The sequence below is a fragment of the Thalassospira alkalitolerans genome (genome assembly GCF_002115745.1).
Lineage (GTDB): Bacteria > Pseudomonadota > Alphaproteobacteria > Rhodospirillales > Thalassospiraceae > Thalassospira > Thalassospira alkalitolerans.
The window spans coordinates 13,245-39,668 of record NZ_JFKB01000008.1; the positions used below are offsets into that span (position 1 = coordinate 13,245).

20 protein-coding genes are annotated in these 26,424 nt (G+C 52.9%); 8 read left to right on the top strand and 12 right to left on the bottom strand.

Annotation, left to right across the window (positions count from 1 at the left end):
* Positions 1 to 95 precede the first annotated feature (95 nt).
* Together mrdA and rodA are read left to right on the top strand one after the other, a co-directional pair.
* Positions 96 to 2,012, top strand: coding sequence for a penicillin-binding protein 2 (gene mrdA, locus TALK_RS12295; RefSeq protein WP_085619286.1), 1,917 nt, complete (start codon positions 96 to 98; stop codon positions 2,010 to 2,012).
* Between the two features lie 4 nt (positions 2,013 to 2,016).
* The gene (gene rodA / locus TALK_RS12300) at positions 2,017 to 3,180 is read left to right on the top strand and encodes a rod shape-determining protein RodA (protein WP_085619288.1); all 1,164 of its coding nucleotides are present in this window, start codon (positions 2,017 to 2,019) and stop codon (positions 3,178 to 3,180) included.
* A gap of 48 nt (positions 3,181 to 3,228) precedes the next feature.
* Here rodA and TALK_RS12305 read toward each other — a convergent pair whose 3' ends face one another.
* The 4 genes from TALK_RS12305 to TALK_RS12320 form a co-directional block, all read right to left on the bottom strand.
* Entirely contained in the window at positions 3,229 to 4,677 is a 1,449-nt protein-coding gene (locus tag TALK_RS12305) for a GGDEF domain-containing protein (RefSeq protein WP_085619290.1), read from the bottom strand.
* Between the two features lie 45 nt (positions 4,678 to 4,722).
* Entirely contained in the window at positions 4,723 to 5,853 is a 1,131-nt protein-coding gene (locus TALK_RS12310) for an ABC transporter substrate-binding protein (RefSeq protein WP_085619292.1), read from the bottom strand.
* Positions 5,854 to 5,985: 132 nt separating this feature from the next.
* A complete protein-coding gene (locus tag TALK_RS12315) occupies positions 5,986 to 6,729 on the bottom strand; it encodes a glycerophosphodiester phosphodiesterase (RefSeq protein ID WP_085619294.1) in 744 nt (247 codons plus the stop codon).
* Positions 6,730 to 6,873: 144 nt separating this feature from the next.
* Complete coding sequence (locus tag TALK_RS12320) at positions 6,874 to 7,062, bottom strand: hypothetical protein (RefSeq protein WP_085619296.1); 189 nt, start codon at positions 7,060 to 7,062, stop codon at positions 6,874 to 6,876.
* A gap of 299 nt (positions 7,063 to 7,361) precedes the next feature.
* Here TALK_RS12320 and TALK_RS12325 point away from each other — a divergent pair, with 299 nt between their 5' ends.
* Positions 7,362 to 8,513 (top strand): M24 family metallopeptidase, encoded by a 1,152-nt coding sequence (locus TALK_RS12325; protein ID WP_085619298.1) that lies wholly within the window; start codon positions 7,362 to 7,364, stop codon positions 8,511 to 8,513.
* An 87-nt stretch (positions 8,514 to 8,600) separates the two neighbouring features.
* On the opposite strand, the gene TALK_RS12330 is transcribed toward TALK_RS12325, so the two are convergent.
* Complete coding sequence (locus TALK_RS12330) at positions 8,601 to 11,117, bottom strand: hybrid sensor histidine kinase/response regulator (protein WP_085619300.1); 2,517 nt, start codon at positions 11,115 to 11,117, stop codon at positions 8,601 to 8,603.
* Positions 11,118 to 11,215: 98 nt separating this feature from the next.
* The gene (locus TALK_RS12335) at positions 11,216 to 12,097 is read right to left on the bottom strand and encodes a phytanoyl-CoA dioxygenase family protein (RefSeq protein WP_085619302.1); all 882 of its coding nucleotides are present in this window, start codon (positions 12,095 to 12,097) and stop codon (positions 11,216 to 11,218) included.
* A 194-nt stretch (positions 12,098 to 12,291) separates the two neighbouring features.
* Here TALK_RS12335 and cobD point away from each other — a divergent pair, with 194 nt between their 5' ends.
* Complete coding sequence (cobD, locus tag TALK_RS12340; protein WP_085619303.1) at positions 12,292 to 13,383, top strand: threonine-phosphate decarboxylase CobD; 1,092 nt, start codon at positions 12,292 to 12,294, stop codon at positions 13,381 to 13,383.
* 11 nt (positions 13,384 to 13,394) lie between these two features.
* Here cobD and TALK_RS12345 read toward each other — a convergent pair whose 3' ends face one another.
* On the bottom strand, positions 13,395 to 14,975 hold the full coding sequence (locus tag TALK_RS12345) for a sigma-54-dependent transcriptional regulator (RefSeq protein ID WP_085619305.1): 1,581 nt from the start codon (positions 14,973 to 14,975) through the stop codon (positions 13,395 to 13,397).
* 165 nt (positions 14,976 to 15,140) lie between these two features.
* Here TALK_RS12345 and TALK_RS12350 point away from each other — a divergent pair, with 165 nt between their 5' ends.
* A complete protein-coding gene (locus TALK_RS12350) occupies positions 15,141 to 15,446 on the top strand; it encodes an STAS domain-containing protein (protein WP_085619307.1) in 306 nt (101 codons plus the stop codon).
* 3 nt (positions 15,447 to 15,449) lie between these two features.
* Entirely contained in the window at positions 15,450 to 17,519 is a 2,070-nt protein-coding gene (locus TALK_RS12355; protein WP_085619309.1) for a SpoIIE family protein phosphatase, read from the top strand.
* A 311-nt stretch (positions 17,520 to 17,830) separates the two neighbouring features.
* On the opposite strand, the gene TALK_RS12365 is transcribed toward TALK_RS12355, so the two are convergent.
* The 5 genes from TALK_RS12365 to TALK_RS12385 form a co-directional block, all read right to left on the bottom strand.
* On the bottom strand, positions 17,831 to 18,421 hold the full coding sequence (locus tag TALK_RS12365) for a tetratricopeptide repeat protein (protein WP_085619313.1): 591 nt from the start codon (positions 18,419 to 18,421) through the stop codon (positions 17,831 to 17,833).
* A 401-nt stretch (positions 18,422 to 18,822) separates the two neighbouring features.
* Positions 18,823 to 20,799 carry a putative bifunctional diguanylate cyclase/phosphodiesterase gene (locus TALK_RS12370; protein WP_085619315.1) on the bottom strand — a complete coding sequence of 659 codons (1,977 nt, stop codon included), beginning with the start codon at positions 20,797 to 20,799 and terminating at the stop codon, positions 18,823 to 18,825.
* 287 nt (positions 20,800 to 21,086) lie between these two features.
* Entirely contained in the window at positions 21,087 to 21,791 is a 705-nt protein-coding gene (locus TALK_RS12375; protein ID WP_085619317.1) for a helix-turn-helix transcriptional regulator, read from the bottom strand.
* Positions 21,792 to 22,130: 339 nt separating this feature from the next.
* A complete protein-coding gene (scpC, locus tag TALK_RS12380; protein ID WP_085619319.1) occupies positions 22,131 to 23,621 on the bottom strand; it encodes a succinyl-CoA:acetate CoA-transferase ScpC in 1,491 nt (496 codons plus the stop codon).
* 98 nt (positions 23,622 to 23,719) lie between these two features.
* Positions 23,720 to 24,376: an alpha/beta family hydrolase gene (locus TALK_RS12385; RefSeq protein ID WP_085619320.1), complete on the bottom strand. Its 657-nt coding sequence runs from the start codon at positions 24,374 to 24,376 to the stop codon at positions 23,720 to 23,722.
* Between the two features lie 235 nt (positions 24,377 to 24,611).
* Here TALK_RS12385 and TALK_RS12390 point away from each other — a divergent pair, with 235 nt between their 5' ends.
* Together TALK_RS12390 and TALK_RS12395 are read left to right on the top strand one after the other, a co-directional pair.
* Positions 24,612 to 25,193 (top strand): hydrolase, encoded by a 582-nt coding sequence (locus TALK_RS12390; RefSeq protein ID WP_085619322.1) that lies wholly within the window; start codon positions 24,612 to 24,614, stop codon positions 25,191 to 25,193.
* Positions 25,194 to 25,279: 86 nt separating this feature from the next.
* Positions 25,280 to 26,422: an AbrB family transcriptional regulator gene (locus TALK_RS12395; protein WP_245829866.1), complete on the top strand. Its 1,143-nt coding sequence runs from the start codon at positions 25,280 to 25,282 to the stop codon at positions 26,420 to 26,422.
* Positions 26,423 to 26,424: the final 2 nt, after the last annotated feature.

Consider the following 26,424-nt stretch of genomic DNA (forward strand, 5'->3'; position numbering starts at 1 on the left):
AGACGGTTTTCAACCGGCCGCGCGCAGGATAGAACGGGCAAAATGATGCCCCGAACTTCGGCCCGGCACCCCGACGAACAGGTTTGACGACGCCAATGTGGCACCGCGACTCAGACAGATTTAGAACCTTTACCCGCCGTGCCTTGATGTTGGGCGCGGGCAAAGGTGTCTTGCTTACAGTGCTTGCCGCGCGGATGTATTATCTGCAGGTGATGGAAAGCAACCGGTATTCGGTTCTGGCGGATGAAAATCGCATTTCGCACCGATTGTTGCCCCCCCCACGTGGCCTGATCACGGATCGGTTCGGCGCACCTGTTGCCGCCAACCGCCAAAATTATCACATCATGATCGTGCGCGAACAGGCGCAGGATGTGCGCCACACCCTTGAAATCCTTGATCAAATCATCGAACTGGGCCCCGACACGATCGAACGGGTCGAACGCGACGTTGCCCGCAGGCGATCCTTTGTGCCGGTGACAGTGCGTGACAACCTGTCATGGGAAGAAGTGGCGCGTGTTGGCGTCAACGCCCCGGACTTGCCGGGACTGATCATTGATGCTGGTCGATCCCGTGATTATCCCGAAGGCCCGCATCTGGCCCATACATTGGGCTATGTTGCCGCAGTATCGGAAAAGGAACTAACAGGCGACCCGCTTTTGGAACTTCCGGGTTTCCGGATTGGTAAAAACGGTATCGAAAAAATCTATGACCTGGCCCTTCGCGGCAGTGCCGGCACCAGCCAGGTCGAAGTCAATGCGCTTGGCCGTGTTATCCGCGAATTGGATCGCGAAGAAGGCGAAAGCGGTAATACGGTTGTCATGACCCTTGACCTTGAATTGCAACGCTATGCCAATCAGCGTCTGTCAAACATGGAAAGTGCGTCAGCGGTTGTTATGGATATCCATAGCGGCGAAGTCCTGGCGATGTCATCCCATCCGACCTATGACCCGAATGCCTTTACCAATGGTATTTCGCATAAATTATGGAACAGTTTGGTCAACAACCAATACTCGCCGCTTTCAAACAAGGCCGTCAACGGGACCTATGCGCCGGGCTCAACATTTAAAATGTGCGTTGCCCTTGCCGCACTTGAAGCCGGTGTTGTCACAGCCAATCAACGTTTCTTCTGCCCCGGCCATCTTGACCTTGGCAATGCGCGCTTCCATTGCTGGAAACGTGGCGGGCATGGCTGGGTCAATATGCATGACTCGATGAAGCATTCCTGCGACGTTTATTACTATGAAATATCACAAAAAGTCGGCATTGATCGCATTGCCGCCATGGCCAATAAACTTGGCCTTGGCATTCCGACGGATATTGATCTGCCCAACGAACGTTCGGGTCTGATCCCGACCAAGGACTGGAAAGAAGTTCAACTTGGCAAACGCTGGCAGGGTGGGGAAACATTGATTTCGTCCATCGGACAGGGCTTTGTTCTGGCAACCCCCTTACAGCTTTGTACCATGGCCGCACGTATTGCATCGGGCAAGGCGGTCAAACCGCATATGACACGCGATCATATCACCAAGGACGGCATTCGCAGCCGCCAGAACGAAGAATTCCCCGATTTGCAGGTTAACCGGGCCAATCTTGCACGTATTCGCGATGGCATGAACGCTGTGACCAATGAATTGCGCGGCACAGCACATCGCAACCGGATCGATATCAAGGGCATGGAAATGGCTGGCAAGACCGGCACCAGTCAGGTGCGCCGAATTACCATGCGCGAACGCCAGACAACCGGGGTTCTCAATAACGATGATCTGCCGTGGAAATACCGCGACCACGCGCTGTTTGTTGCTTTTGCACCGGTTGACAATCCCCGCTATGCCTGTGCAGTTGTTATCGAACATGGCGGGTCGGGTTCAGGCGTTGCCGCCCCGGTCGCCCGTGACATCCTGATCAAGGCACAGGAACTTCAATCCGGCCGCCCGGGCATTTCGGCGGCCAATATCCAGTCGACGGTACAATTGCAACATCCGCCACAATCTGATCGCGAAGAAGAAAGCTAGGAACATGGCCCGCAGCAGATATCGTATCGGCGAAGATCCTGATTACGTGCCGATTGGTCGCCGTCTTTTGATGTTGAACTGGGCGCTGGTTCTGCTGATTTCGCTATTGGCGGGGATCGGGTTTGCCATGCTGTATTCGGCCGCCAACGGTTCGGCTGAACCTTGGGCTGAACGCCAGATGATGCGCTTTGCGGTTGGTGCGTTCCTGATGATCGTGATTGCGGTTACCGATATTCGGATCTGGCTAAAACTTGCCTATTTTTCCTATTTCGTCGCCCTGATCCTGTTGGTCGGGGTGGAAATCAAGGGCGATATCGGCATGGGGGCGCAACGCTGGATCAATCTTGGTTTCTTTCAGCTTCAACCCTCTGAATTAATGAAAATCTCGCTGGTTTTAGCCCTTGCGCGCTATTTTCATGGCCTGACCGTCGAAGAAGCCGGGCGTATTCCACTTTTGGTACCACCGCTTTTGATGGTGTTTGCCCCGGCGGCATTGGTTTTACGCCAACCCGATCTTGGGACGGCTTTGCTTTTGATTGCCGGTGGCGGGGTTATTTTCTGGCTGGCCGGGGTCCGGATGTGGAAGTTCGGCCTTGTGCTGGGAACGGTTCTTGCGGTCATTCCGATTGGCTGGCAATTCCTGCGTGATTACCAAAAGAACCGCGTCCTGACCTTTCTGAACCCGGAAAATGACCCGCTGGGAGCGGGTTACCATATTACCCAGTCAAAGATCGCATTGGGATCAGGCGGTGTATTTGGCAAGGGTTTCATGCTGGGATCGCAAAGCCATCTGAACTTCCTGCCAGAAAAACAAACCGATTTTATCTTTACCATGCTGGGCGAGGAATTCGGACTTGTCGGCGGGTTGGCGCTGCTGATCCTTTATACCATTGTCATCATGTATGGTTATGTCATTGCCTTGCGATGCCGTAACCAATTCGGCCGGCTGGTCGCGATTGGCATCACATCGACCTTTTTCCTGTATGTCTTCATCAATATAGCAATGGTGATGGGCCTGATCCCGGTCGTTGGCGTGCCACTGCCACTTGTCTCTTATGGTGGCACCGTCATGATGACCATTCTGGTCAGCTTTGGCCTGTTAATGAGCGTATCGATCCATCGTGATATTCGCATTTCACGACAGGGCAATGACGACGGACGTCAATAGCCGTCCTTCTTATCGATATAACCGGTCTTTTATGATCCCCGGTCGAAATCAGGCGTCCAGATGCTCAGTCAGGCGTACCGGGTCAGCCATGATGCAACAATTGCGACCGGCATCCTTGGCACGATAAAGTGCCTCATCGGCCACGGAATACAAAATATCGGCCAGATCGCTATTTTCCCGTGGTTTAAGCTGTGTGATATTTTCCGCCACATTGTCCGCAAGCTTGGCCAGCCCCGCAAGCGATGGCAATGAAGTCACACCGAAACTGGCCGCATAGTTCAGATGCTTGCCACCGAAACCGACGGTATCCTGTTCAAATACCTTGCGCAGGCGTTCGGCCAATATCATTGCCCCTTCGATTTCCTCGCCCGGCAGAAGAACGGCAAACTCTTCGCCGCCCAGACGCGCCGGAATATCGAAATCGCGCAAGCTGTAACGCATCCGTTCTGCCAGTGACACCAGCACCGCATCGCCAGCCTGATGGCCATAGCTATCATTAAACGATTTGAACCGATCAATATCGATTAACACCACGCTTACCGGGGTATCACGCCGCTTCCAGATCGAAATATTTTCTTCAAGACGCGTCATGAAAACACGGCGATTGGCCAGACCGGTTAGCGGATCAGTTGATGCCAAAACTTCGAGTTTGCCCATCGCATCATTAAGTTCGCGCGTTCGCATTTCAACGCGTGCTTCAAGATTGGTATTGGCATCCTGCAATTCATCGCGTGCGCGCTTTAATTGTCCGATTTGTCCGCGGATCATGCCAAATAAACCAACCGTGACCGAGCCAAGCAGTTGCACTTCGTCGTCATGTTTGTTCATCGGGGGCATTTCAAGCGGATGCTCGACATCGGTGGGATCGGCTTTGACGATGTAATTGGCCAGACGGATGATTGGCTGGGACAAGACAAAGTAACTCATGGTCGCAAAGACGGTCGCCATCGACACCGCAAAGACCATATTAGCCAGAAACGACCATGCAGCACGGGACATAAAGACAGATACATAAACCTGCGGATTGATATCGACGATCAGCCTGCCAATATTTCTGGCCGGTTCAACATGCGGATCGTGCAGCGGAACTTGCAAGACCTGCAGCCCGCCAAAAAACTTCTTGGCCCATTTGGATGTCGGGATTTGTCCCGCAGGTCGGCTTTCTTCATAAAAGGTTGAACCATCCGTTTTTTGGATCATGACTTTCATGATTGATCGTTGCACCATCATGCCCGACACTGCCAATTTCCCCATATCCGGGTCAGATAACAGCAATGCCTCGGTCACAATAGGCACACCACTTGCGACAGTTCGCTGATTGGCCTGATGATACACACCATCAAGCCAGTGATAGTCATTAACGATCTGAAAGGCCGTAATCGCAAGCCCAAGCAAGGTTGCAGCAATCAGGGAATATTTAAGCTGCCTTGAGGCCACCGAACTGCCAAGCTTAAGACCGGAAAGGTCATTCTCGTCTTCATTTCCCGTCACCGCCACGCCGTAGCCCTTTTCTATCAGCTTATCCCAATACGGCTAGAGCCGTTACTGCACCCACGGAATATTATTTAATCCTTCTATCCCAAAGAGATATCCACCCTGTTCCGGTTTTCTGGCAAGGCTAAATTGCAAAAAATCAATTCTGTCCCAATCCCGGTCCCCCAACAGCCGTTTATAGATTTCCAGATTTTCTGGTGTAACGGCCTGCATCCCAAAGGTTAAATTGTGATGTTTCTTCAACAATTCAACACCTTCACGATAATCTTTGAGCAACACCATAACCCACGCACCGGCCAGAAAATGGCCACCATGGGTCATGGTCATCTTTCCATCCCCGACCGCCTGAAGACCGGCGACTGACCAGTTAAGCCCACCAACGAAGACATCTTTGCCTGCAATCTTTCCGGCCTCTTCAATCGCTTTGATCGCCCCCAGGGCAATATCATCATTGGCCGCCCAGACCGCATCCAGACAGCCGCCCTTGGCCATCCAGTCCGCCGTCCGGCGATAGGCCTCGTCAAAGGACCAATTAACCACCAGTCGGCGTTGTTCTTGAAGAACCGGAAACTTTGCAAGTGCTTCGTCAAGTCCGGCCAATCGTTGCAGGGACGCCGGTGTCAAGCTATCCCCGGCAAGCGACAGCAAACAAATCTCGTCGGGCAGGTCTTTGACATTTTTTTTCAGCAGAGCTGTGATCAAGGACTGAGCGATTTCAAACCCGGCACGTTCATTATCGGGCGTCAGGGTGCCGATCCATTGCGATAATTCATTGCCTGCCCGACCATATTTAAGCTTCTGCTCGTCGGTCAGGTCATTAAGCAGCATCAGGATCGGAATACCGCGTTCTTGCGCCTCCAGGATAATGCGCGTGCCCTGCTGATGTTCATTGACAGCGATAATGTAATCGGGGGGAGGATCCATTGCAAAAACACGGTTGGCATTTTCCGCCATCAATGACCATTCCCGATCACTGTCGAAAACTGTCAGTTCGAACCCGAACTGATCCGCCGCCGCCTGCATGGTATCACGCACATCTTTCCAAAATCCGCGATCCCCGTAACCGGGATTGATAAAGGCAACATGCGGTTTGGTTTTGCTGTCCGGTTCGGCTGCATTTGCGCCAATTACCGCTGAAAAAAGCAGCGAAAACCAAACAAACCAAATTCCAAGTTTCAAAAACCTTTCCCCCAACACCAGACACAGAGTGTTAGGTTGCAGACCATACAACAATCACCTGTTTGCGCTCAGAATGGCCGCAATAGCGAATTATGAGCGAGAGGTCAAATCAACTCGGACCATACTTAAGAATCAGCAAGCCATACCCGCGTCATCAAAACCCAGCATGACTTCGTGCTGGACCGCGCGGAACAATGCGGTGAAATCCAGATTAACATAGTCAATCTGCCATTCGACCAACCGGGCAAACAATTCAGCATTCGGAGTATCTATGAAAACCATGGTTTTCAGACCACGGTTTCTGGCCGCCTGAATTCCGTCGCGGGTTACGTTATCTTCAAGAAATTCGAAAATATGTGCCTGTTCGTGATGGATGGCTTGTTCAAGCGATCCGGCGACGTGAAGCTGCACATTGCGTTTCAGGTCCGGCGCAATACGGCGTAAGTCATTCCGAATATCCGCCGAGAAAGAACTGACAAAAACATCATCGCCAAACGCAAATGCGTCAAGCATATCGACAACCTTTTGGGCATTGGCCTGTTTAATCTCGCAATAAATTCCGATACGCCCCTTAAGTCGACGCAAGAAATCGTCAAGCCGTGGCACCGGTTCACCGGCAAAGGTCGGATCAAACCATGCGCCCGCATCAAGGCGATCGATTTCAGCACTGGTCATACTGGCAATCGTGCCGGTTCCATCGGTTGTACGATCAACCGTTTCGTCGTGGATGACATACAAGATACCATCCGCAGATTCATGTACATCAAACTCGATGTAATCCGCCCCGGCGGATATGGCACTTTCCGCACTGGCAAAGGTATTTTCCGGCGCGTTGGTATTATCACCACGGTGATAAACAAGTTGTACAGGTTTCATCTGGTCCTCCTGCGGCGGGTTAAGCCGCGAAGAAGGTATGCCAGGCAGCCCGTGATCGACAACCACTGCCCGCAAATTTAACCGTCCTGTTACCTGACTGGGAATTACCCGGTGCAATCGCACATTTTTAGATTGATGCTTGCATTATTGGGTTTCGCGCAACGCGCGTGCCAGTTCATCGGTCGACATATTCGCCCGGTTCTCTATCCCTTGCTGCTGGGCCAGGTGATAAAGATCATCGCGCCGCCATTTGTCATAAGGCGGTTCAAATTGTCCGTCCTGTTGAGACGTCCCCGGCGTGCTACCACCGGAAAGTTTCTGAAAGCTAGCCACTTTTGCCTCCTGAGGGGATGGTCCTAAGCGGAACAGATACCGGGCAGTTTCAATACCCTTCATGACACTGCCATTACATTTGATGTGGGACCGAATGGCCGAATGTCTATGTTTTTCGGCAAATTTTACTAATTTTTCCGGTAAATTTCTGATCTGAAAGGCAAATTTTCTGTAACTGTGAATTCATCATTCACAATTTACCAACAAAACATCACCGGATTGTGGTTTTTTCTATTTCCCGGCCGCCGAGTTTGCTAGCGTCATTGGCAAAGCAACAATCACATTCAGGGAACATACAAATGGCCTTGCATTTCGAACGTGCCGAACTGGCTGCCCGCCGTGCAAATACGGTTAGCAGGATCGAAGCCGCCGGACTTGATGGATTGCTGATATTTCGTCAGGAAAGCATGTTCTATCTGACCGGATATGACACATTTGGTTATGTCTTTTTCCAATGCTTGTATCTTGGTTCTGATGGCCGGGTTGCCCTGATCACCCGCGCACCGGATCTGCGTCAGGCACAACACACTTCTGATATCGAAGATATCCGCATCTGGGTTGATGGCCCGGATGTCAATCCGGCCCTTCAATTGCGCGATATGCTGGCCGAATTGGGCTGTGCGGGTAAAAAGCTTGGTGTCGAATACGAGGCCTATGGCCTGACCGCTGCAAATGGCAAAAAACTTGACGCGGCATTGGATGGATTTTGCACGTTAAGTGATGCTTCGCGTTTGGTTTCGGAACTGCGCGTGGTCAAAAGCCCCGCCGAGCTTGACTATATCCGAACCGCCGCAAGCCTTGCCGATGATGCATGGGATGCCGCCCTTGATACCGTCCATGCAGGCGCGTTCGAAGGCGATATTCTGGCTGCGATGCAAGGTACCATTTTCAAAGGCGGCGGGGATTATCCGGGGAATGAATTCATCATCGGTGCCGGGCGCGATGCCTTGCTGTGCCGTTATTTCACCGGTCGCAAACATCTGGCAGACACAGATCAAATCACGCTGGAATGGGCCGGGGCCTATCGCCACTATCACGCAGCAATGATGCGCACCATTCCGGTCGGTACCGCAACACCACGGCATGTTGAAATGCACAAGGTCGCGGTTGACGCCATGGCCGCCTGCCGCGATGCCCTTAAACCCGGCGTACCTATCGGCGATGTATTCGATGCCTATGCCCGAGTTTGCGATACCGCCGGTATGAAAGCCCACCGCCTAAATGCATGCGGATATTCAATGGGCACGACCTTTGCCCCGAACTGGATGGATTGGCCGATGTTTTATCACGCCAATCCGGTCATCGCAGAACCCGGCATGGTATTCTTCCTGCATATGATCCTGATGGACAGCGACAGCGGCACCGCCATGTGCCCCGGCCATTCGGTTATCGTTACCGAAACCGGCAATGACGCGGTATCACGCCATCAGCTTGATCTAGTCACCCGCTAAGGTCCGGACCAAGGGCAGACTGACATTTCGCAATCAAAAGGGGCGCGCATCATTACGTTGCGCGCCCCTTTTAATTTGAATTTTGTCTTAGTCCTGAAGTGCGCGTCGCATCGCATCGGTCGTGTCCGCGGCCAGACGATCCAGATCGGCAATTCTGTCTTGGATCGTATCGGTAAAATCACCATCATAAAGTTCCAGCACACGTGCCTCTGCCGCCAGTTTCGCCGCAGCAAGGTTCGATGCCATCCCCTTGATCGTATGTGCAGCACGGCACAAACTGTCACGGTCGGCCTGCTTGATCGCCGTAACAATCCTGTCGCGTTCTTCCTGATAAGAAGGCGCAAGCATTTCAACCAGAAGCGCCATCTGATCCACACCAAGTGCGGTGATCATGTCTTTAAAACGTGCCTTATCAATTAAATCCATTTCATGCTCATGCGGGATGCTCGCTTCGCTGGCCTGATCCAGGCGGGAATATTCTGTGACCTTTACAACCTTATCACGTTCAGACGTGATCGCATATTCCAGTGGCGTGTGTTTTTTTGGGGTCGATGATGGCGCTGTATCCGCCTCAGGGTTCGAACCGGGCAAATCCACTGCGACATCAGGTGAATACAAAGCTGGCCGACAGGCACTGTTGCGGCTTCGCAGGAACCGCAACAACATTCCATAAAGACGCCGCTCTTCAACCGGCTTGGTCATAACCTCGTCCATACCGGCTGCCAGAAAATCGCGATGCCGATCCCCGAATGCGTCGGCTGTCACGCATATGATCGGAACACGCCCGCCTTGATTGACACGTTCAAGTTCCCGGATATGTCGCGTCGCCCCCTCGCCATCCAATATAGGCATATGCGCATCCATCAGGATGGCGTCATAAACCCCATTCCGAAACGCAAGCACAGCTTCGCGGCCATTGGGGACAATATCAACAACAAGACCGTGCCGTTGCAACAACCCGCGGATCACGGTGGCATTGATCTCGTTATCCTCGGCGACAAGGATACGGCTGCCCGCCAGAACGCTATCACCACTTGTTTCACGGCCGTGCACACCCGCTGTATCCGGATGAAGTTCGGGTTCATGTGTTTCAAATGGCAACCACAGATCAAAACGTGTCCCGTGCCCGACCACACTTTCGACAGTCATGAAACCACCCATCAGCTCTGTCAGGCTGCGTGCAATCGAAAGCCCTAGTCCCGTCCCGCCATATTGACGCGTGGTCGAATTGTCAGCCTGACTAAAGGGGGCAAAAATCTGTTCCTGGCGATCCTTCGGGATTCCGATCCCGGTATCGATCACGGCAAAATGGTAGACTTCTTCGTCCTCTACCAGATGGCGTATACGTTCCGGCGTATGTTCTGCCAACGTTGCTTCAAGGCGAACTGTCCCTGTTCGGGTGAACTTCACGGCATTTGATAACAAATTCCACAGGATCTGTCGGAAACGGACTTCATCACCCACAAACATGCGCTTGGTCAGCGGTGCATCCTCGCACAGAAGCACGATATTCTTTTCTGCGGCTATATCCGAAACCGCCCGGAAAAGATCATACGTAATGTCAGATGGATGAAACTCGCGTTTTTCCAACTCAATCCGCCCGGCTTCGATCTTGCTCATATCCAGAATGTCATTCAAAAGCGCCATCAGCGCCCTGCCCGATGACATGATTGCGCCGACCCGTTCCTTTTGCGCATCGTCAAGCTGGCTTTCTTGCAACAGCTGGGCCATGCCCAAAACCCCGTTCAACGGCGTTCTGATTTCGTGGCTCATCGTTGCAAGGAATTCACTTTTGGCCGAACTCGCCTGAAAAGAATGGCGATAATGGCGGCGTAATTCCAAAAGCATAAAGGCCAGCGCACAGCTGTAACTGATCAGGCGCGACGGGATAATAAACCGCGACACCATTTCGGCATGTTCTGGCGCAAATATGAAAAAGGCCAGATGATTGAAACACCCAACCAACAATGCGAAACAAAGCAGCGCCTCGGACAGGGTAAACCGATACTGGCAGCGCACCAAATAGCCCGCAGCACTGGCAAATATCATCACTGTGGTCGGGAAAAGGATCATGGTGCGGACATTCTGAAACGCCCAGCCGACATCACTTGTCAGCACAGGTACCAGCCAGACCATCAATGCCTGAACAACAATCCCCGCAGCAATCAGAATTGTTGCCGTCCCCACAACCGGATCAATACCCAATTGATTTTCGGCCTTATTGGCCACATGCCAGCTCAGAGCAATAAACGAAAATGAACACAGCCGCAGAACCAGGATCAAAAGCCCGGTAAAAGTCCCCAAGGCCTGTTCCACCCCCAGCAAGGTGCGCACTTCGACAAGCCTGGGAACACCAAAAAGGTCGCTAAGCAAAAGCAACCCCATGGCAACCGCGATAAAAAGGATTTGCTTGCGCTTGGTGATGTCAAAAACAATCCAGCCCAGGCACATCGACAACAGGGCAATAAATTCGACAACAACAAGAACCGAAATGGTAATCGTCGCGACAAGATCATCCCCAAGGGTCGTGAAAAACAGAAATGTCAGACCAATGGTACAGAAGGCAATAAACGCGATACCGGCAAGGTTCAGTATCTTGGGCATATTTGCTTCGACCCCGGTTTTGGTCTTTTTTGACCGTTACTTTTTTGACGGCTGTTAACCTGCCATCACGGCATGGGACAATCATCCCGATGCCCCGGTCAGTTTTTTACCGATAGTTGCGCCATAATGTCATTGGCCCATTGCAGCGTATCATCATCCATTGATTGCATATGCTGGTACTTATCAAACTGTTGCGCAATCAATTCAAGCCGGTCGTTAAACACCGGGGGGCGATCAAGATCAAGCAAACGATCTGCCAGCGGATCAAATACAGCGTTTTGGAATTCAAGCGACAGACTGATCCTTGGTTCCCGGGCAAAGGCACTTGCCCGCCCGCCCCAATGATACAAATCCTGTCGCCATCCCATCACGGTTCCCGGCCGGGCAGGCAACGCACGCACGTCTTGCAAAACAACGTCTTCCGGTTTCATAACTTTTTGAAAGTAACACCTTTCAAATGAATGCGGCAATACGTACATGCAACCGTTATCCGGGCTCGCAATCCCCAGCGGCACCCAAAGTGACAGGCTGATCAGCATATCTTCGCCAATCACGCTTTCGCCCTGATAATCACGATGCGGCGGCCACCCCCGCCCGTCCTTAGCCGGGTCCACATGCCAAGCCCAGAAATGCGGCAAAAGCTTTACCCGATCGCCAAGAAAATGATGCAAAAGCGGCCGAAGCCGCATGAACACCTGCCATGCTTCGTCATAAAGATAAATCATCGCCGGCGGCAATCCATGGCCGACCAGCGTTTCAATCCCGGCACGCAACCGGGCAAGATGATCGATTGGCAAAAGATCATCGATCAGGAAATAACCATCCTGCCAGAACCGGTCAGAATGCGCCGATCCGTCAAATTCCCCGTTTTCCGCACCAACCGGCGCCACATCACGTACCCCGTCATCATCGGCGATGGTCAATTGCGGATTGATCGAAAGCCAGCTTTCACGATCGCAGGCCTGAAGTGCAGTCATCATGACAGAAAATCCAAATCAGCATTTCGCGGACGATACGAAGTCGCCCGCACCGACGCAAGTCCGACTTGCGCCCCGCCCGGTCACGCGTTACCCAGATAACATTCTGATTTAAAGATACGCATCACCATTTCCTGTTTCGGAACCCGGAATAATGGCATCCTCGACACGGGAACCGCTGAGCCAAAGGCAAAGACATGATTGTTCGATCCCCTTCTCTTGGCGTGGCCCCATCGCGGGGCAGCCCCCCATCCCATGGCGGCGCAATTGACAGGGCGGCTAAAAATTACGGCATTCCCGCCAGTGACTGGCTGGATCTGTCAACCGGGATCAATGCCACCGCATGGCCGGTTCCGACGATTGACCTCATACATTGGCAACGCCTTCCACTGGCAAGCGAATTGCGCGAATTGAAACAGGCCGCAGCCGACTATTACGCCATCCCCAACCCCGACCGGATTGTCTGCGCACCGGGGACACAGGCATTGATCCAGACAATCCCGTTCTGGTTTGCAGATCAGGGAATGAAGGCCAAGGCCCATATCATCGGGCCGACATATGCCGAACATGCGATTGGCTGGCAACGGGCCGGGTTCGTGACCGATATTATTGCCACCACCCCCGAAACCCGCACACAACGCATCGCCGATATCCTGCAATCCCCGGGCGGAACCAATGACATCGTCATACTGGTTAACCCCAACAATCCCGATGGTGGGGTGATTGACAGTGCGGATCTGATCAAGATGGCCCAAATGGCCGGACACCACGATAAATGGTTATTGATCGACGAAGCTTTCATGGATTGCGATCCAACGCACAGCCTTTGCCCGGCGTCCGATACCCTGGACCGGCTGATCATCTTGCGGTCGCTGGGTAAATTTTTTGGGCTGGCCGGGCTGCGATTGGGCTGTGCCGTCATGGCCCCGGCGCTTGCCGCCAATCTGGAAGACCGCATCGGACCATGGGCCATCGCCGGGCCGACATTAAAGGTCGCGCAGGCAGCGTTTAACGACCGGAAATGGCAATCAGATATGCGTAAAAGCCTTGCCCATGATGGCGCCCGCCTTGATGCCATGATCGCCGCCAATTGCGATCTGGCCTTGATTGGCAGCACGGCGCTATTTCGGCTATATCACGGAAAGAATGCCGCCAAACTGGCCAACCACCTTGGATTGCGGGGCATTCTGGTGCGCCTGTTTGACGAAGACAAGGATCGCATCCGCTTTGGATTGCCCGGCATCGAAAACGACTGGCTGCGTTTGCAAAAGGCCCTTGCTGACTTTTAACCGCAGGCGGGTTACCCCACGTTGCTTTCTTCCCAGGCCTGCTTTTTACGATAAATGGTCGAAGGACTAACCCCCAACGCATCGGCGGCACGCGGGATTGATCCGCCGCACCGTGCAATCGCGTCTTCAATGGCCTGTTTTTCCACCAGCCAAAGCGGTTTGATCCCGCCATAGCGAACATCAACAAGCTGTGGATCAGCCATATCAACGCTGCCATCCGTGCCGATCATCAACGGGGCTTGATCCGTACGATGTTCGCCAAACTCGCGTGTCGGCTGTGACCCGGCCAGAAATGCCAATGCCTCTGGATCGCCTTCCCAGAAACGTTCCATATCCCCCATTCCGTTCAAGACAACGGGATGGGGGGGCGGTGCCTCGATGGTCGCCGATCCGAAATGTTCGTCGTCGGTACCGTTGTTTACCGGGCGGGGCACCATCGACATCGCAACTTCCGACCCGTTATTCAAAACAACGATATTGCGGATGATATTTTGAAGCTGGCGAATATTCCCCGGCCAGGAATAACGTTCGAACAGGGCGGCGACTTCGGGGCTGAACCGTTCGAATTCGCGGCCTTCTTCGCGGTTAAAGCGTCGCAAATAGAAATTGGCAATCTGCAGGATATCGTTATCACGATCGCGAAGGGGCGGCATGTGCAACGGAATCACATGCAGGCGATAATACAAATCTTCGCGGAACCGCCCGGCACGGACTTCTGCCAGCGGATCACGGTTTGTCGCACAGACAAACCGCACATCAACGCTTTCAATCGAACTACCGCCGACCTTCTGAAAAGTTCCAGTCTGGATAAAGCGAAGAAGCTTTGTCTGTAAATCCAGATCCATTTCGCAAATTTCGTCAAGAAACAGCGTTCCGCTATCGGCACGATGCGCAGCCCCTTCGCGGTCCGTCACCGCCCCGGTAAAGGCTCCTTTGACGTGACCGAAAATCTCGCTTTCCATCAAATCTTTGGGAATTGCACCGCAGTTCAGCGGAATGAACGGTTCTTTGACCCGTTCCGACCGGCGGTGGATGGCCTCGGCGGCCAATTCCTTGCCGGTTCCCGACTCACCGGTGATGAAAACAGTTGCCCGGCTAGGCGCCGCATTTTCGATGATCCGATAAATATCGTGCATCGTGTCCGACCCGCCGATGATATCGAAATACATTTCATCAGCGGCGTAATCGCCATTTTCATTTTTTGTGCTATTGGCCGTTGATGCCCCCCCTTCAAGCGCATCCCGGACCGTGACGCGCAGCTTGTCTGCGGTAAAGGGTTTTAACAAAAAGTCCCATGCACCATCACGCATCGCTTCAACCGCGACATTGACAGATCCATGGGCGGTAATCACAACCACCTTGCATTCCGGGGCGGATTGATGTGCGGCACGCAACACATCACGCCCATCCATATCGGGCAAGATCAGGTCAAGCACCAGAACATCCGGCGGATTTACACGCAGCCGCTTGATCGCGGCCTGTCCATTAACCACATGTTCAACTATGTGGCCATCTGCACGCAAATAGTCCTGATATACCCGCGCCAATGACAGGGTATCTTCAACGATAACAATGCGTGCCTGTTCTGGCATTTTTTATTCGGGTCCCGATATATCTATTGGCAACCATACCGATAGTGACATTACAGTCTCAAGTGATAACCTGTAGGCAGTTGATTCGTTATTCAATACAAATCAGGCTTTGGTTAAAAAAGGCATAGTTTCAATAACGAAAATTGCATTCTGGAGTATCACGGATTGAATTATACCACCGCACAATCGGGCGACACGATCAAAGTTGATTTGGTTGGCCGATTTACATTTGGGGACCATTCCAGTTTTCGCAAACTGATCGAGGAAATTCGCGGTCAGTCAGCAGAAACACAGATACTCGACCTATCCGGTGTCGAATTCATCGATTCCGCTGGTCTTGGCATGCTTTTGCTGGCCCGTGACGAAGGCGAAAAAATCCGTGCAACCGTTATTCTGAAAGGCGCGCAGGGGCAGGTCAAGCGTATGCTGGAAGTCGCCCGTTTCGACACACTTTTCAAATTGGAAGACTGACGCATGTCTCCGGCAGGCGAGACTTTCCCAAGGCCACGTGTTGCCATTGCCGAACCGGTCAATCATGACCGGGTATCGGCTATTCTTGCCGGAAAACAAATATTTGATGACGGTGCCGGGGCCGAGGCCGACCTTTCTTTTGGCCGCAGCCCCGAAGATTTTCAGCATGGAAACCGCTATCAGCTTTGCCTGATCCCCCAAGAATCCAGTCGGGAATGGCTGGGCGCACTGGTTCGCCTGAACTGCAATTATTTCATTGAATCTTTTGACCAAATTGATCTTCGCGATCTGGGGCCCATCCGAACAGCCCAACGTGGCGCGAAATGGGATCTTTTGGTCTGCATGTCGACACAAAGCGCCTATCAATTGCCGATGGCGCGCAAGTTTGTAACAGCCCTTCGCCATCGCGGGATCATCCACGATACCATTGCCCCCACAGTCGAAATGGCCGTGCAGGAAGCATTTGCCAATTCGCTGGTGCATGGCAATCTGGAGCTGGATACGACCGGCCACCTAACGATGGACCGGTTTAATGCCCTGGGTGAAGAAACGGCGCGTCGCCTTGAAGCCCCGGCCTATGGCGGGCGGGTGATCATGTTGACGGCGAAAAAGCGCCGCAATGGCAATGTCGAAATTTCGATTAATGATCAGGGCAACGGGTTTACCCCGCCACCAGAAAAACCGGCTCCTAAATTACCAGGTTCAGAATCAACCTTTGGCCGCGGCCTGCCACTGATCCGCAGCCTGTGTCAGAATGTCAGCTTTGAGCGTGGCGGACGCACGATCAAACTGACCTTTACCCCCGATACAAAAGCATCGATGCCGCTAAACTCAAACTTTGCTGCCGGGGTGGAAGAAGCCGAAAAAGCCATCGGCGAAAGCGATCTGCGCAATCCGCGCGATGCGACCATATTGATTGCCGATGACGCGATGATTTCACGCGAAATCATCGCGTCCTATCTGCGCTCGGACGGCTTTACCAACCTTGTCTTTGCAAAGGACGGCGAAGACGCACTTGAACAGGTGCGCAAACACAATCCCGACCTGATCATTCTTGATATCATCATGCCCAAGATGGACGGTTATGCCGTCTGCAAGGCATTGCGTGCCGATCCAGCCTATGCCGAAACGCCGATCATTGCGCAAACGGCACTGGAAGAAAACGAAGGCCGCACCCGGATTTTTGAAGATGGCGCCACCGACCTGATTTTAAAACCGCTGAACAAGGCGGAACTGATCGCACGCACGCGCATCCACCTTGAAAACCGGCTTTTGGTCAAACAGTTGCAAGCCTATCAAGAGCGCACCCAGTCAGAACTTGAACTGGCGCGTGACATGCAAGAAATGCTGATCCCCAAACCCGAACAATATCGCGGAATAGGCCTGGATTACGGCATGACCATCAGTGCCAGTTTCCAAATGTCATCGGAACTGGGCGGCGACATGTGGGGATTGGCACCTATCGATAAAGACCGGCTTGGTGTTTATATCGTTGATTTTGCCGGTCATGGGCTGGGTGCGGCATTGAACACATTCCGTCTGCATTCCCTGATCTGGTCGGAAGAAGACCGTGGCGAAGACCCGGGAACCTATCTTGAAGCCCTTAACCGCCACCTCAAGGGGCTTTTGCCGGTCGGGCAATATGCAACCATGCTTTATGGTGTAATTGATCGCGCCAAAGAAACATTCCGCTATGCCAGTGCCGCCTGCACATCCCCGGTATTGGGGAATATCAAAACCGGTTCAACGGTGTTTCTCGATGGTTCAGGTGTGCCGCTTGGGGTTATTCGTGACGCGCAATATGAAACCCGCGAACTTACCTTTACCACTGATAATTTCCTGCTGCTTTACAGTGATGCGCTGATTGAAACGGTTCTTGATGACGGTGTGTTTCTCGAAGATGACCGCCTTTTGAAAATGGTGCATAACATCGTCACGGAAACAAACGGATCAACCGATCTGGCATCCAATCTGGCCGATCAGTTCATGGACCGTGCCCCGGTCAAACTGCATGATGATTTCACAGTGGTGTCGCTGCAATCCGCCGACATTAGCGGACCAAAGGCATCGTAACGACCCGTGATGTGCCAAAAACCAGGGTCGGACGTAAAATCAGGACCTAGGGTCAGGACCCCTTAATTTGATTGGAATGGCAGGTGTTATATTTGCGAAATCCAAGGAAAAGCCCGCTGATCGGGTCGGCATCCCGAACAAGGGATTTGACGCCGGAGTTCGCAAATATAACACCTGTCCTGTGGATCAATCGGATTTGCACGGGCTACTTTGTCGCAATACCTTGAAAGATAAATATCTTCCTGCGGTTTTGCTTCGCGTATCCGCACAAATCTGATTGACCATTTCAAACAAATTAAGGGGTCCTGACCCTAGTTCAAGAACCAGGGTTGCGGCGGGATGAGTTCCGGCGACGGCATGTGATCGTGTAAATCCCAAACATGTCCCGTATCGCGATCAACCGGATTTACCGTTTTACCGTCCTGAATCCGGTTACGGATGACGGACCGGATCAAACCGGCCAGTCCCTTGCGGGCCCCGGCATGATCGGGATCAGTCGACAAAACCGCCCCCAACTGATCAAAGGCCCGCATGCGATCCCGGCATCCGACAAGATCGGCGGCAACAACGCGCAATTCACGGGCATCGGGCTGCAGACTGATCGCAATTTCAAGATGCTCAAGCGCGGTTTCACGCGAACCATTGTGCAAATAGGTCCGCGTCAACCCCAGATGCGTCGCCGGATCAAGATCATCTAGCAACAACGCCCGGCCAAAGGCATCAAGCGCAAGACTGCCCAGCCCCAGATCAAGCAGCACATGCCCCATCACCCGAAGGCGGGCCGGTTGATCAGGAAGGGTATCGATAAGATTGCGAAGACGGGTGCGAATTTCCGGCGCCAGATCAATGCCGTCAATTGTGACCGCTGGTAACCGGGATGAAATATGCGTCTGGCCTGACATCTGTCCTAAGCCCTGTTCCCGTCTGAGATGACGAATCGTAACGACTCGTTGAAATCCTTGCAATAGCCAATAAAAACAACGAGTCGTTTCAATCGCTTAGATCAGCTATAACCCCGCCCCCAGACACTTTGTCATGTGCGACGCGGGCATATTACTTTTACCCGCACGTCCGGATTTTCAAATACTACCCTGATTGGGTTGCAGGAAGATTAACCAAAAACCCGGCATCGATAGGGCAAAGACAAGGCCGCCCTGCCCTATGTGTGGCCATTGGCATCTTGTGTCGAAAATGGAAATGTCAGGATTGGGGCTGAAAATGGGGTCGCGAACAGTCGGTGGAATATGGTTTCCCCAACCTGACCTATCGGAACTGGATATGTCCTATTGGATATTACCTACGGTCAGGACCTCGGTGCCTTGGTCATCGCACCCTGTGCAAGTTTGGACAAGGCAGCCCAATCCAATCCGGCGACTGGCCTGGCAAAGAAATAGCCTTGCGCCAAATGACCGCCAAGGCGCAGGACTTCATCACGCTGTTCCGGGGTTTCAATTCCTTCGATCACGCAATCCGTGCCAAGGTTTTCACACATGTCGATCACGGTTTTAACGATCCGCTGGCTGCGTTCGCTGTTCACAATCGGTGCGATAAAGCTGCGGTCAATCTTCAGGCAATCGAATTCCAATTCATGGACATAGCGCAGACTTGAATAACCAATGCCAAAATCATCCAGTGCAACCTTCGCCCCGTGACGACGCAAGTAACGGATGCTGGCCCGGGCTGAAACAAAATCGCGCAACAGGGCGGTTTCAGTCACTTCAAATGTCAAACGGCCCGGATCGATACCAAAGAATTTAATCTGATCAATCAGCCAATGCGCCATATCAGGCAGAACAATATCGCGCGCCGACAGATTGAACGACAAGGAAATATTGCTGGGCCAGTCAACCATGGATTTCATCGCCTTTTGGAACAAAATGGTCGACAATGTCCCAACCAGCCCGGTTTTTTCCGCAACGGGGAAAAACATTTCGGGCGAAACCCGGCCCATTTTTTCGTTATCCCAGCGCGCCAGCACTTCGACCGAATGCATTATGCCGTTTCGAAGGTCAAACACCGGCTGGAAATGGATCGATAATTCGCTTTCCAGATCGGCCTTGCGCAGGGCTTGTTCTATCTGGGAATCATGGCGGATCAATGTTTCATGGCGGGCCGCGAATATGACCGGATGCCCCGGCATGTTTTTCTTGGCGTAATACAGCGCGAAATCAGCCCGTTCAAACAGCGCATTGGGATCACGGGCAACGGTGGGATATGTCGCAAAGCCAAGTGATGCGGAAAGTTGCACCGTGCCGCCGCCAACATCGAACGGGTCATTAAGGGTTCCGCATAAAGCACGACCGATCTTGATCAATTCCAAGGCATCATTCTGATGTTCAAAAATCACACCGAACTCATCCCCGCCCAAGCGCGCCAAAAGAACATCCGGCCCCAAAACGGCTCGCAATCGCGCACTGGCCTGCATCAACACTTCATCGCCAGCCGGATGGCCATGCACATCATTGACCGGCTTGAAACCGTCCAGATCGATCATGGCAATGGCAAACGCATCTTTGTCATTTGCCTGTTCTACCGTCTTTTCAAGATGGGCAAAGAACGCCCGTCGGTTCGAAAGCCCGGTCAAGGCATCGCAAAAGGCCAGTTCGCGGTTCTGATTGGAAAGTTCGATGGTTTTATTATGCTGCTTTTCAAGATCAATCTGCGACTCAACAAGGCCGGAAAACGCCGCATAATAGCTTCGGATGATTTGAACAATCATTACCGATACCATCGCCATATTGGCGGCAATCGCGACATAAACCTCGTTCCCCGTCGTGCCGAAATGCATGATGAAAGACCCAAGAACGATGACAACGACCAAAAGTGCGGCGGGCGGAAAATGCAGCAAACAGAAAATGCAGCCCACCACCGTGACCGAAATGAAATAAGCAACATGCCCCTGCTGATAGGCATCGCCATAGCCGAACATTTTGATCGCCCAGGCAGTGAAAACAATGCTGATTACCGCCGCCAGAATGCGGATGCGCCGCAAATGAATTACCGCATGGGCAAAGTCGGTAACGGTCTCGCGAACCCGCATCCACGCGATCCCGCGCATTAGACATACAAGGCCCAAAACGACGGGGATATACACCGTCATCCAATCCGGGGCGGTTCCGAAATGGGTGTAGGCCAATGCCAGCGCATTGGCAAAAAGAAGCAAATAAAGTAGCGGAATTTGGCGTGAAAGAGCCTTAACCTGTGCAAGAACCAGCGCCGGTTGGTCTTCCCTGACCTGGAATGTCTGAACGATACTACGACACAGTTTCTTCAACGCCACGCCAATGCGCTTTCCCGAAAGTTTCCATATTGGTAAAACCTTATACGAAAATCAGGGATAAATGCAGCCCTTTCGATATACATCCATACCAAAGCACCAAAGCCAATCAACATTCCCCGGCCTTTGATGAACATCTTCGATCAACTCAGCAGGCTTTGCATTTAGAGCAGGAATTATTTTCCGGTTTCTGCGGTGCTGCCATTACCAGCTTATTTATTGATTTTATTACTTTTCAGGCGACGATTACCCATCGGCATAGTAAGTCGGTGGGCATCAACACAAATTCGTTATCGACCGATACCATTCAGGATTTCCCCCTCGACCCCCTCGGAAATCAGATAATCCCGCAATGTCCGACCCGGTGTCGGACGGAAATGGTCGGCGGTGATGTGCATATTCTTGATCCGGTCTGCGCGAAAAACCCGAAAAGCCTGTCGCAATTCGCACCAGCTTGCCAGTAACCAGATGGTGCCAAAAAACAACATTCCCAACGGCCGAACCCGGCGATTGGTATTATCCCCCTTGGCATCGGTGTAATCGATATCGATCAAATGCCTCTCGCGGATTGCACGGCGTAAATCCGGCATCGAGATTGCAATGGGGGCTTGCGCAATTTCGGCAATCGCAATCGGCACCCCGCCAATCAGGCCCCGCATCTTTTCGGGTAAAACCGCCTCGATCTTGGTCAGGGCATCCCCGGCAGCACGCGCCATTTGCGGATCAGTCCAGCATTGCACCATGCGCGCTGCAACCACCAATGCCTCGATCTCGTCGGCATCAAACATCAACGGCGGCAGGTCATACCCATCGCGCAGGATATAGCCAACGCCCGCCTCCCCCTCCACCGGGACACCGGACGCTGCAAGATCGCGAATATCGCGATAAATTGTACGTTCGGAAACTTCCAGTTCCTCGGCAAGTTCACGCGCCCGGCACAGTTTGCGACGGCGCAATATCTGCACCAAACGGAAAAGTCGGTCGGCCCTTCTCATGTGCGCTCCTTATCTCAGCATGACCGAGAATTTATCATACCCCTCCTGACAGGAGCATGTCAGGAGGGGTGGGGCCAGATTTTACTTTCTCTCAACCGCAAAACGAAAGGCGGATGAAATTCCATCCGCCCCGGTTCGTCTGATCAAAAAAACACCTTTCACCGACCTTCCGGTGAACCATCGTGATGCAATCCTATCGCAAGAATAAAGATCGAGCTGATCGGGATTGCCGAAGCCTCCGGTGTCATAGAAACAATCACCTTTGGCAAAGCCGTTTATCCCACGCATCTTTTCTAACGTATTCGCAAAGGGACTTCAGGGTCACTGCGAAGCACCGGATTAGCGAAGCATACTGCCCTTTTCACGCAAGGCTGTATGCCAAGACAGGGCTTCCTCAATAAGATGCGGCGTATGCCCCCCGCGGACCACGGCACGATGATAATAATCGTTCAGTTCATTGCGATAGGTCGGATGCACACAATTGGCGATGATGCTTTGCGCACGTTCCCGCGGGGCAAGACCGCGCAAATCGGCCAAACCGACCTCGGTGATCAGGATATCAACATCGTGTTCGGTATGGTCAACGTGGCTTACCATCGGGACGACACTGGAAATCACGCCGTTTTTGGCGATGGATTTGGTCACGAAAATCGCCATATGAGCATTCCGGGCAAAATCCCCCGATCCGCCAATGCCGTTCATCATGTGGGTTCCGCCGATATGGGTCGAGTTGACATTGCCGTAAATATCGAACTCAAGGGCGGTATTGATACAGATAAGCCCAAGGCGACGGATGACTTCGGGGTGATTGCTGATTTCCTGTGGCCGCAGGATCAATTGATGTTTATAGCGCGCAAGATCGGCCATGACCTGCTTGTATTTTTCAGCTGACAGGGTGATCGACGATCCGGACGCAAAATCAAGTTTTCCGGCATCGAACAAATCGAAGGTCGAATCCTGCAGCACCTCGGAATACATTTTCAGGTTATGGAACGGGGTTTTAATAAGGCCATGCATCACCGAATTGGCAATCGTACCTATCCCTGCCTGAAGGGGCTGTAATTTGTTGGTCAAGCGGCCCAGTCTGACCTCGTTCAGCAGAAATTCCAACAAATGGCCTGTAATCGCGACGGTATCGTCATCAGGCGGCAGAATGGTCGATGAACTGTCGAGCTTTTCCGTCATAACGATCGCGGCAATCTTGTCCGGATCAATCGGAATGAACGGGAAGCCAATCCGGCTTTCAGGCGACACGACCGGGATCGGCTGACGGGTCGGGCGGCGTGACGGGATATAGATATCGTGCAACCCTTCCAGCGTATCGGATTGCGACAGATTGATCTCGATGATCACCTTCTTGGCAAGAATGGCAAAACTTGCGGAATTACCGACCGAGGTCGTCGGAACAATTCCGCCCTGTTCGGTAATCGCCACCGCCTCAATCACGGCAATATCAACCGGCGGAATTTGCTGCGTGCGTAAAAGCTCGACCGTTTCGGACAGGTGCTGATCAATAAACATCACCTCGCCATTATTGATCGCCTTGCGCAAGGCAGGATCAGCCTGAAATGGCATGCGACGCGACAAAACATGTGCCTCGGCCAGGGTTTTATCCAAATCGTTGCCCAGCGACGCACCGGTCAGAAGCGTAATTTTCAGTGGATCGGTCTTGGCCCGTTCAGCCAGCGCCATCGGCACCGCCTTGGCTTCGCCCGCACGGGTAAAGCCACTCATGCCAACTGTCATACCATCCTGAATAAGGCTTGCTGCATCCTCGGCACTGGTCACACGATCCAGTAAACCAGCATGTCGAATACGTTCACGATACATAGACATTTCCTTTTCCAAAGACCGGCGATTAATGGCATTTCGTCACTGCATAAGTGACCAATGGTCATCATGCAAATCGAAACTTACATTCGGCCATGCTAATTTGTATAGTCAGCACTGTTTGGGTGAAAATTACCCACCATATCGGCAAAATCCGCAATCGCTGCCACCGCATCCCTGATACTGTCGGCCTGTGTCCGCCCCGATTTCTTACGGACGTCGAAATCGTGATTACCATCGGCAACCCAATGCAGGGTCACCGCATCTGACAGGCCATAACCGGCAACTTCATCGGGGGTACCAAACGGATCGCGCGTACCATGGCAAATCAGGATGGGTGTTTTCATCCCCTTCAGGTGTTCGGTTCTAAGGTTTTCCGGTTTACCCGGTGGATGAAACGGATAGCCAAGGCACACAACACCGCGCACACCAAGGTCATCGCCAACCATGCTGGCGATCCGCCCGCCCATGGATTTCCCCCCAATGATCAGGCTTTCCGGATTGCCAAGCTGGGCAACCACTTGCGCAAATGTGTCGATCAAAACCGGTGCCCGGTCTGGTCCGCGCTTTTTGCCATCCAAACGGCGCTTGGCCATATAGGGGAATTCAAACCGTGCAACCCGATACCCGCAAGCAGCCAACCCCGTCGATATTTCATTCATGAACGGGCTGTCCATCGCCGCCCCGGCCCCATGCGCCAGGACGATGGTCAATGCGGCATCTTCTGGCCCGCAAAACAGGAAATCAATATTCATGGTGACTGGGGTTCCCTTAACTGCGCTGTTTTAGGATCAGGACTTATTCATTCATAATCCAAAGCATCCGCAAAATTCAAATGGCATTCCCGCCCAGGCCAATTTTGCGAATGTCTTCCTGAATATCTCGCCTTTGGGGAATTTTTCGGGTTATCATATCCCTCCCCAAAGCAGCGCGCCGCGAAATTAAAGGCGTTCCCATGCCCCCATCCAAGTCCAAATTCAGGTGAACCTCATGCGTAACGAGAAAACCCTGCTGAATCCAGCATGTAGCGCGCTTGTCATGATTGATTTGCAAAATGGCATTCTGGCCCAGCCCCTGCATCCGCGAAGCGGGGATGTCGTTCTGGAAAATGCGCGCGGCCTTATTGCCAAATTCCGTGCCGCCAATGCGCCCATCGTTCTGGTTCGTGTTTTCTGGTCACCCGATATGGCCGATGCCCCCCGTCAACCGGTCGATATGCCATCCGTCCCGCCCAAATGCCCGCCGGATGATTGGGGCACATTGGTTGATGGATTGGAACAGCCCGGTGATATCGTGATCACCAAACATCAATGGGGGGCGTTTTACGGCACCGAACTTGACCTGCAATTGCGCCGTCGCGGAATCGACACCATTGTTCTGGGCGGGGTTGTGACCAATTTCGGGGTCGAATCTACCGCGCGCGCCGCATGGGAACACGGCTATAACATTGTCATTGCCGAGGATACCACCGCGACGAAATCCATTGAAATGCACCAGTTTTCCATTACCGAAATCCTGCCCCGCATTGCCCGTATTCGACGATCCGAGGAACTTGAATTCACCGCCCCCTGATCCAAAAGCCAAATAAACCCGTTCCCCAACCGGGGCCAGACAGCCACCGTCAGTTTCACTTCCCGTCACCAGCAAAAGGCCGCCCCGTGCCAGATACCGCGCCCCATCCCAAACAACCATTCCCGGCCCCGTCATCGCCCCCGCCTGACGACGAAAAACTCGGTCGTTTGCCGCAACTTGCGCAATGGGGGTTGTTGATTGCGCTGTCGCTTGCCCTGTCGGTCTTTTTGCATGATGCCGATATCCCGGCCGCCTTGTTATTGGGACCGATGATTATTGGCATTATCATGGGGACCAATGGTGCGACCATTACCATGCCAAAACCGGTTTACCTGGGCGCGCAATCCGTATTGGGGTGCATGGTTGGCGGATCAATGACCGCCGGGATCATCACATCCTTTATGCATGACTGGCCGCTGGTTTTAGGCGTGACAACGCTAACACTGATCGCCAGCAGCTTTTTGGGCTGGATCCTTTGCATCAAACAGGTCCTGCCCGGAACAGCAGGCATTTGGGGATCATCCCCCGGTGCGGCATCCGCCATGGTCATCATGGCCGAGGCATTTGGCGCCGATGCACGGCTTGTCGCCTTCATGCAATATGTCCGGGTGGTTATTGTCGTCGCCGTTGCATCAAGCGTTGCCAATTTCTGGGTTGATCCGGCAATTACCGCCGCAGCCGTGCCTCATCAATGGTTTTCCGCCTTTGATGCAGGCGATTTTGCCATCACGCTGGCGCTGGCGCTGGGGGGCTGTATCGTCGGCGAAAAGTCGCGTTTGCCATCCGGGGCGCTTTTGGTGCCGATGATCGTTGTCATGGTGCTTAGCATTTCCGGTCTGGTCGATATCGTTCTGCCCGAATGGTTCCTTGGCCTGACCTATGCGGTGATCGGCGGCATGATCGGGCTTAAATTTACCCCAAATGTCCTGCGTCACGCGGCCTATGCCCTGCCAAGAATCCTGATATCGATCTTTGTTCTGATCGGTTTTTGCGCCGGGATTTCGGTTTTGCTGGTGATGTTCATGGATGTTGATCCCCTAACCGCCTATCTGGCGACCAGCCCCGGCGGACTTGATTCCGTTGCCATCATCGCGGCCAGCACCAATGTCGACCTGTCGTTCATCCTTGTCCTGCAAGCCACACGGTTTTTTATGGTGTTGCTGTTTGGTCCGCCGCTTGCCCGCATGATCGCGCGCCGCACGGCCAATTTTCCGGATAAAATCCAATAACG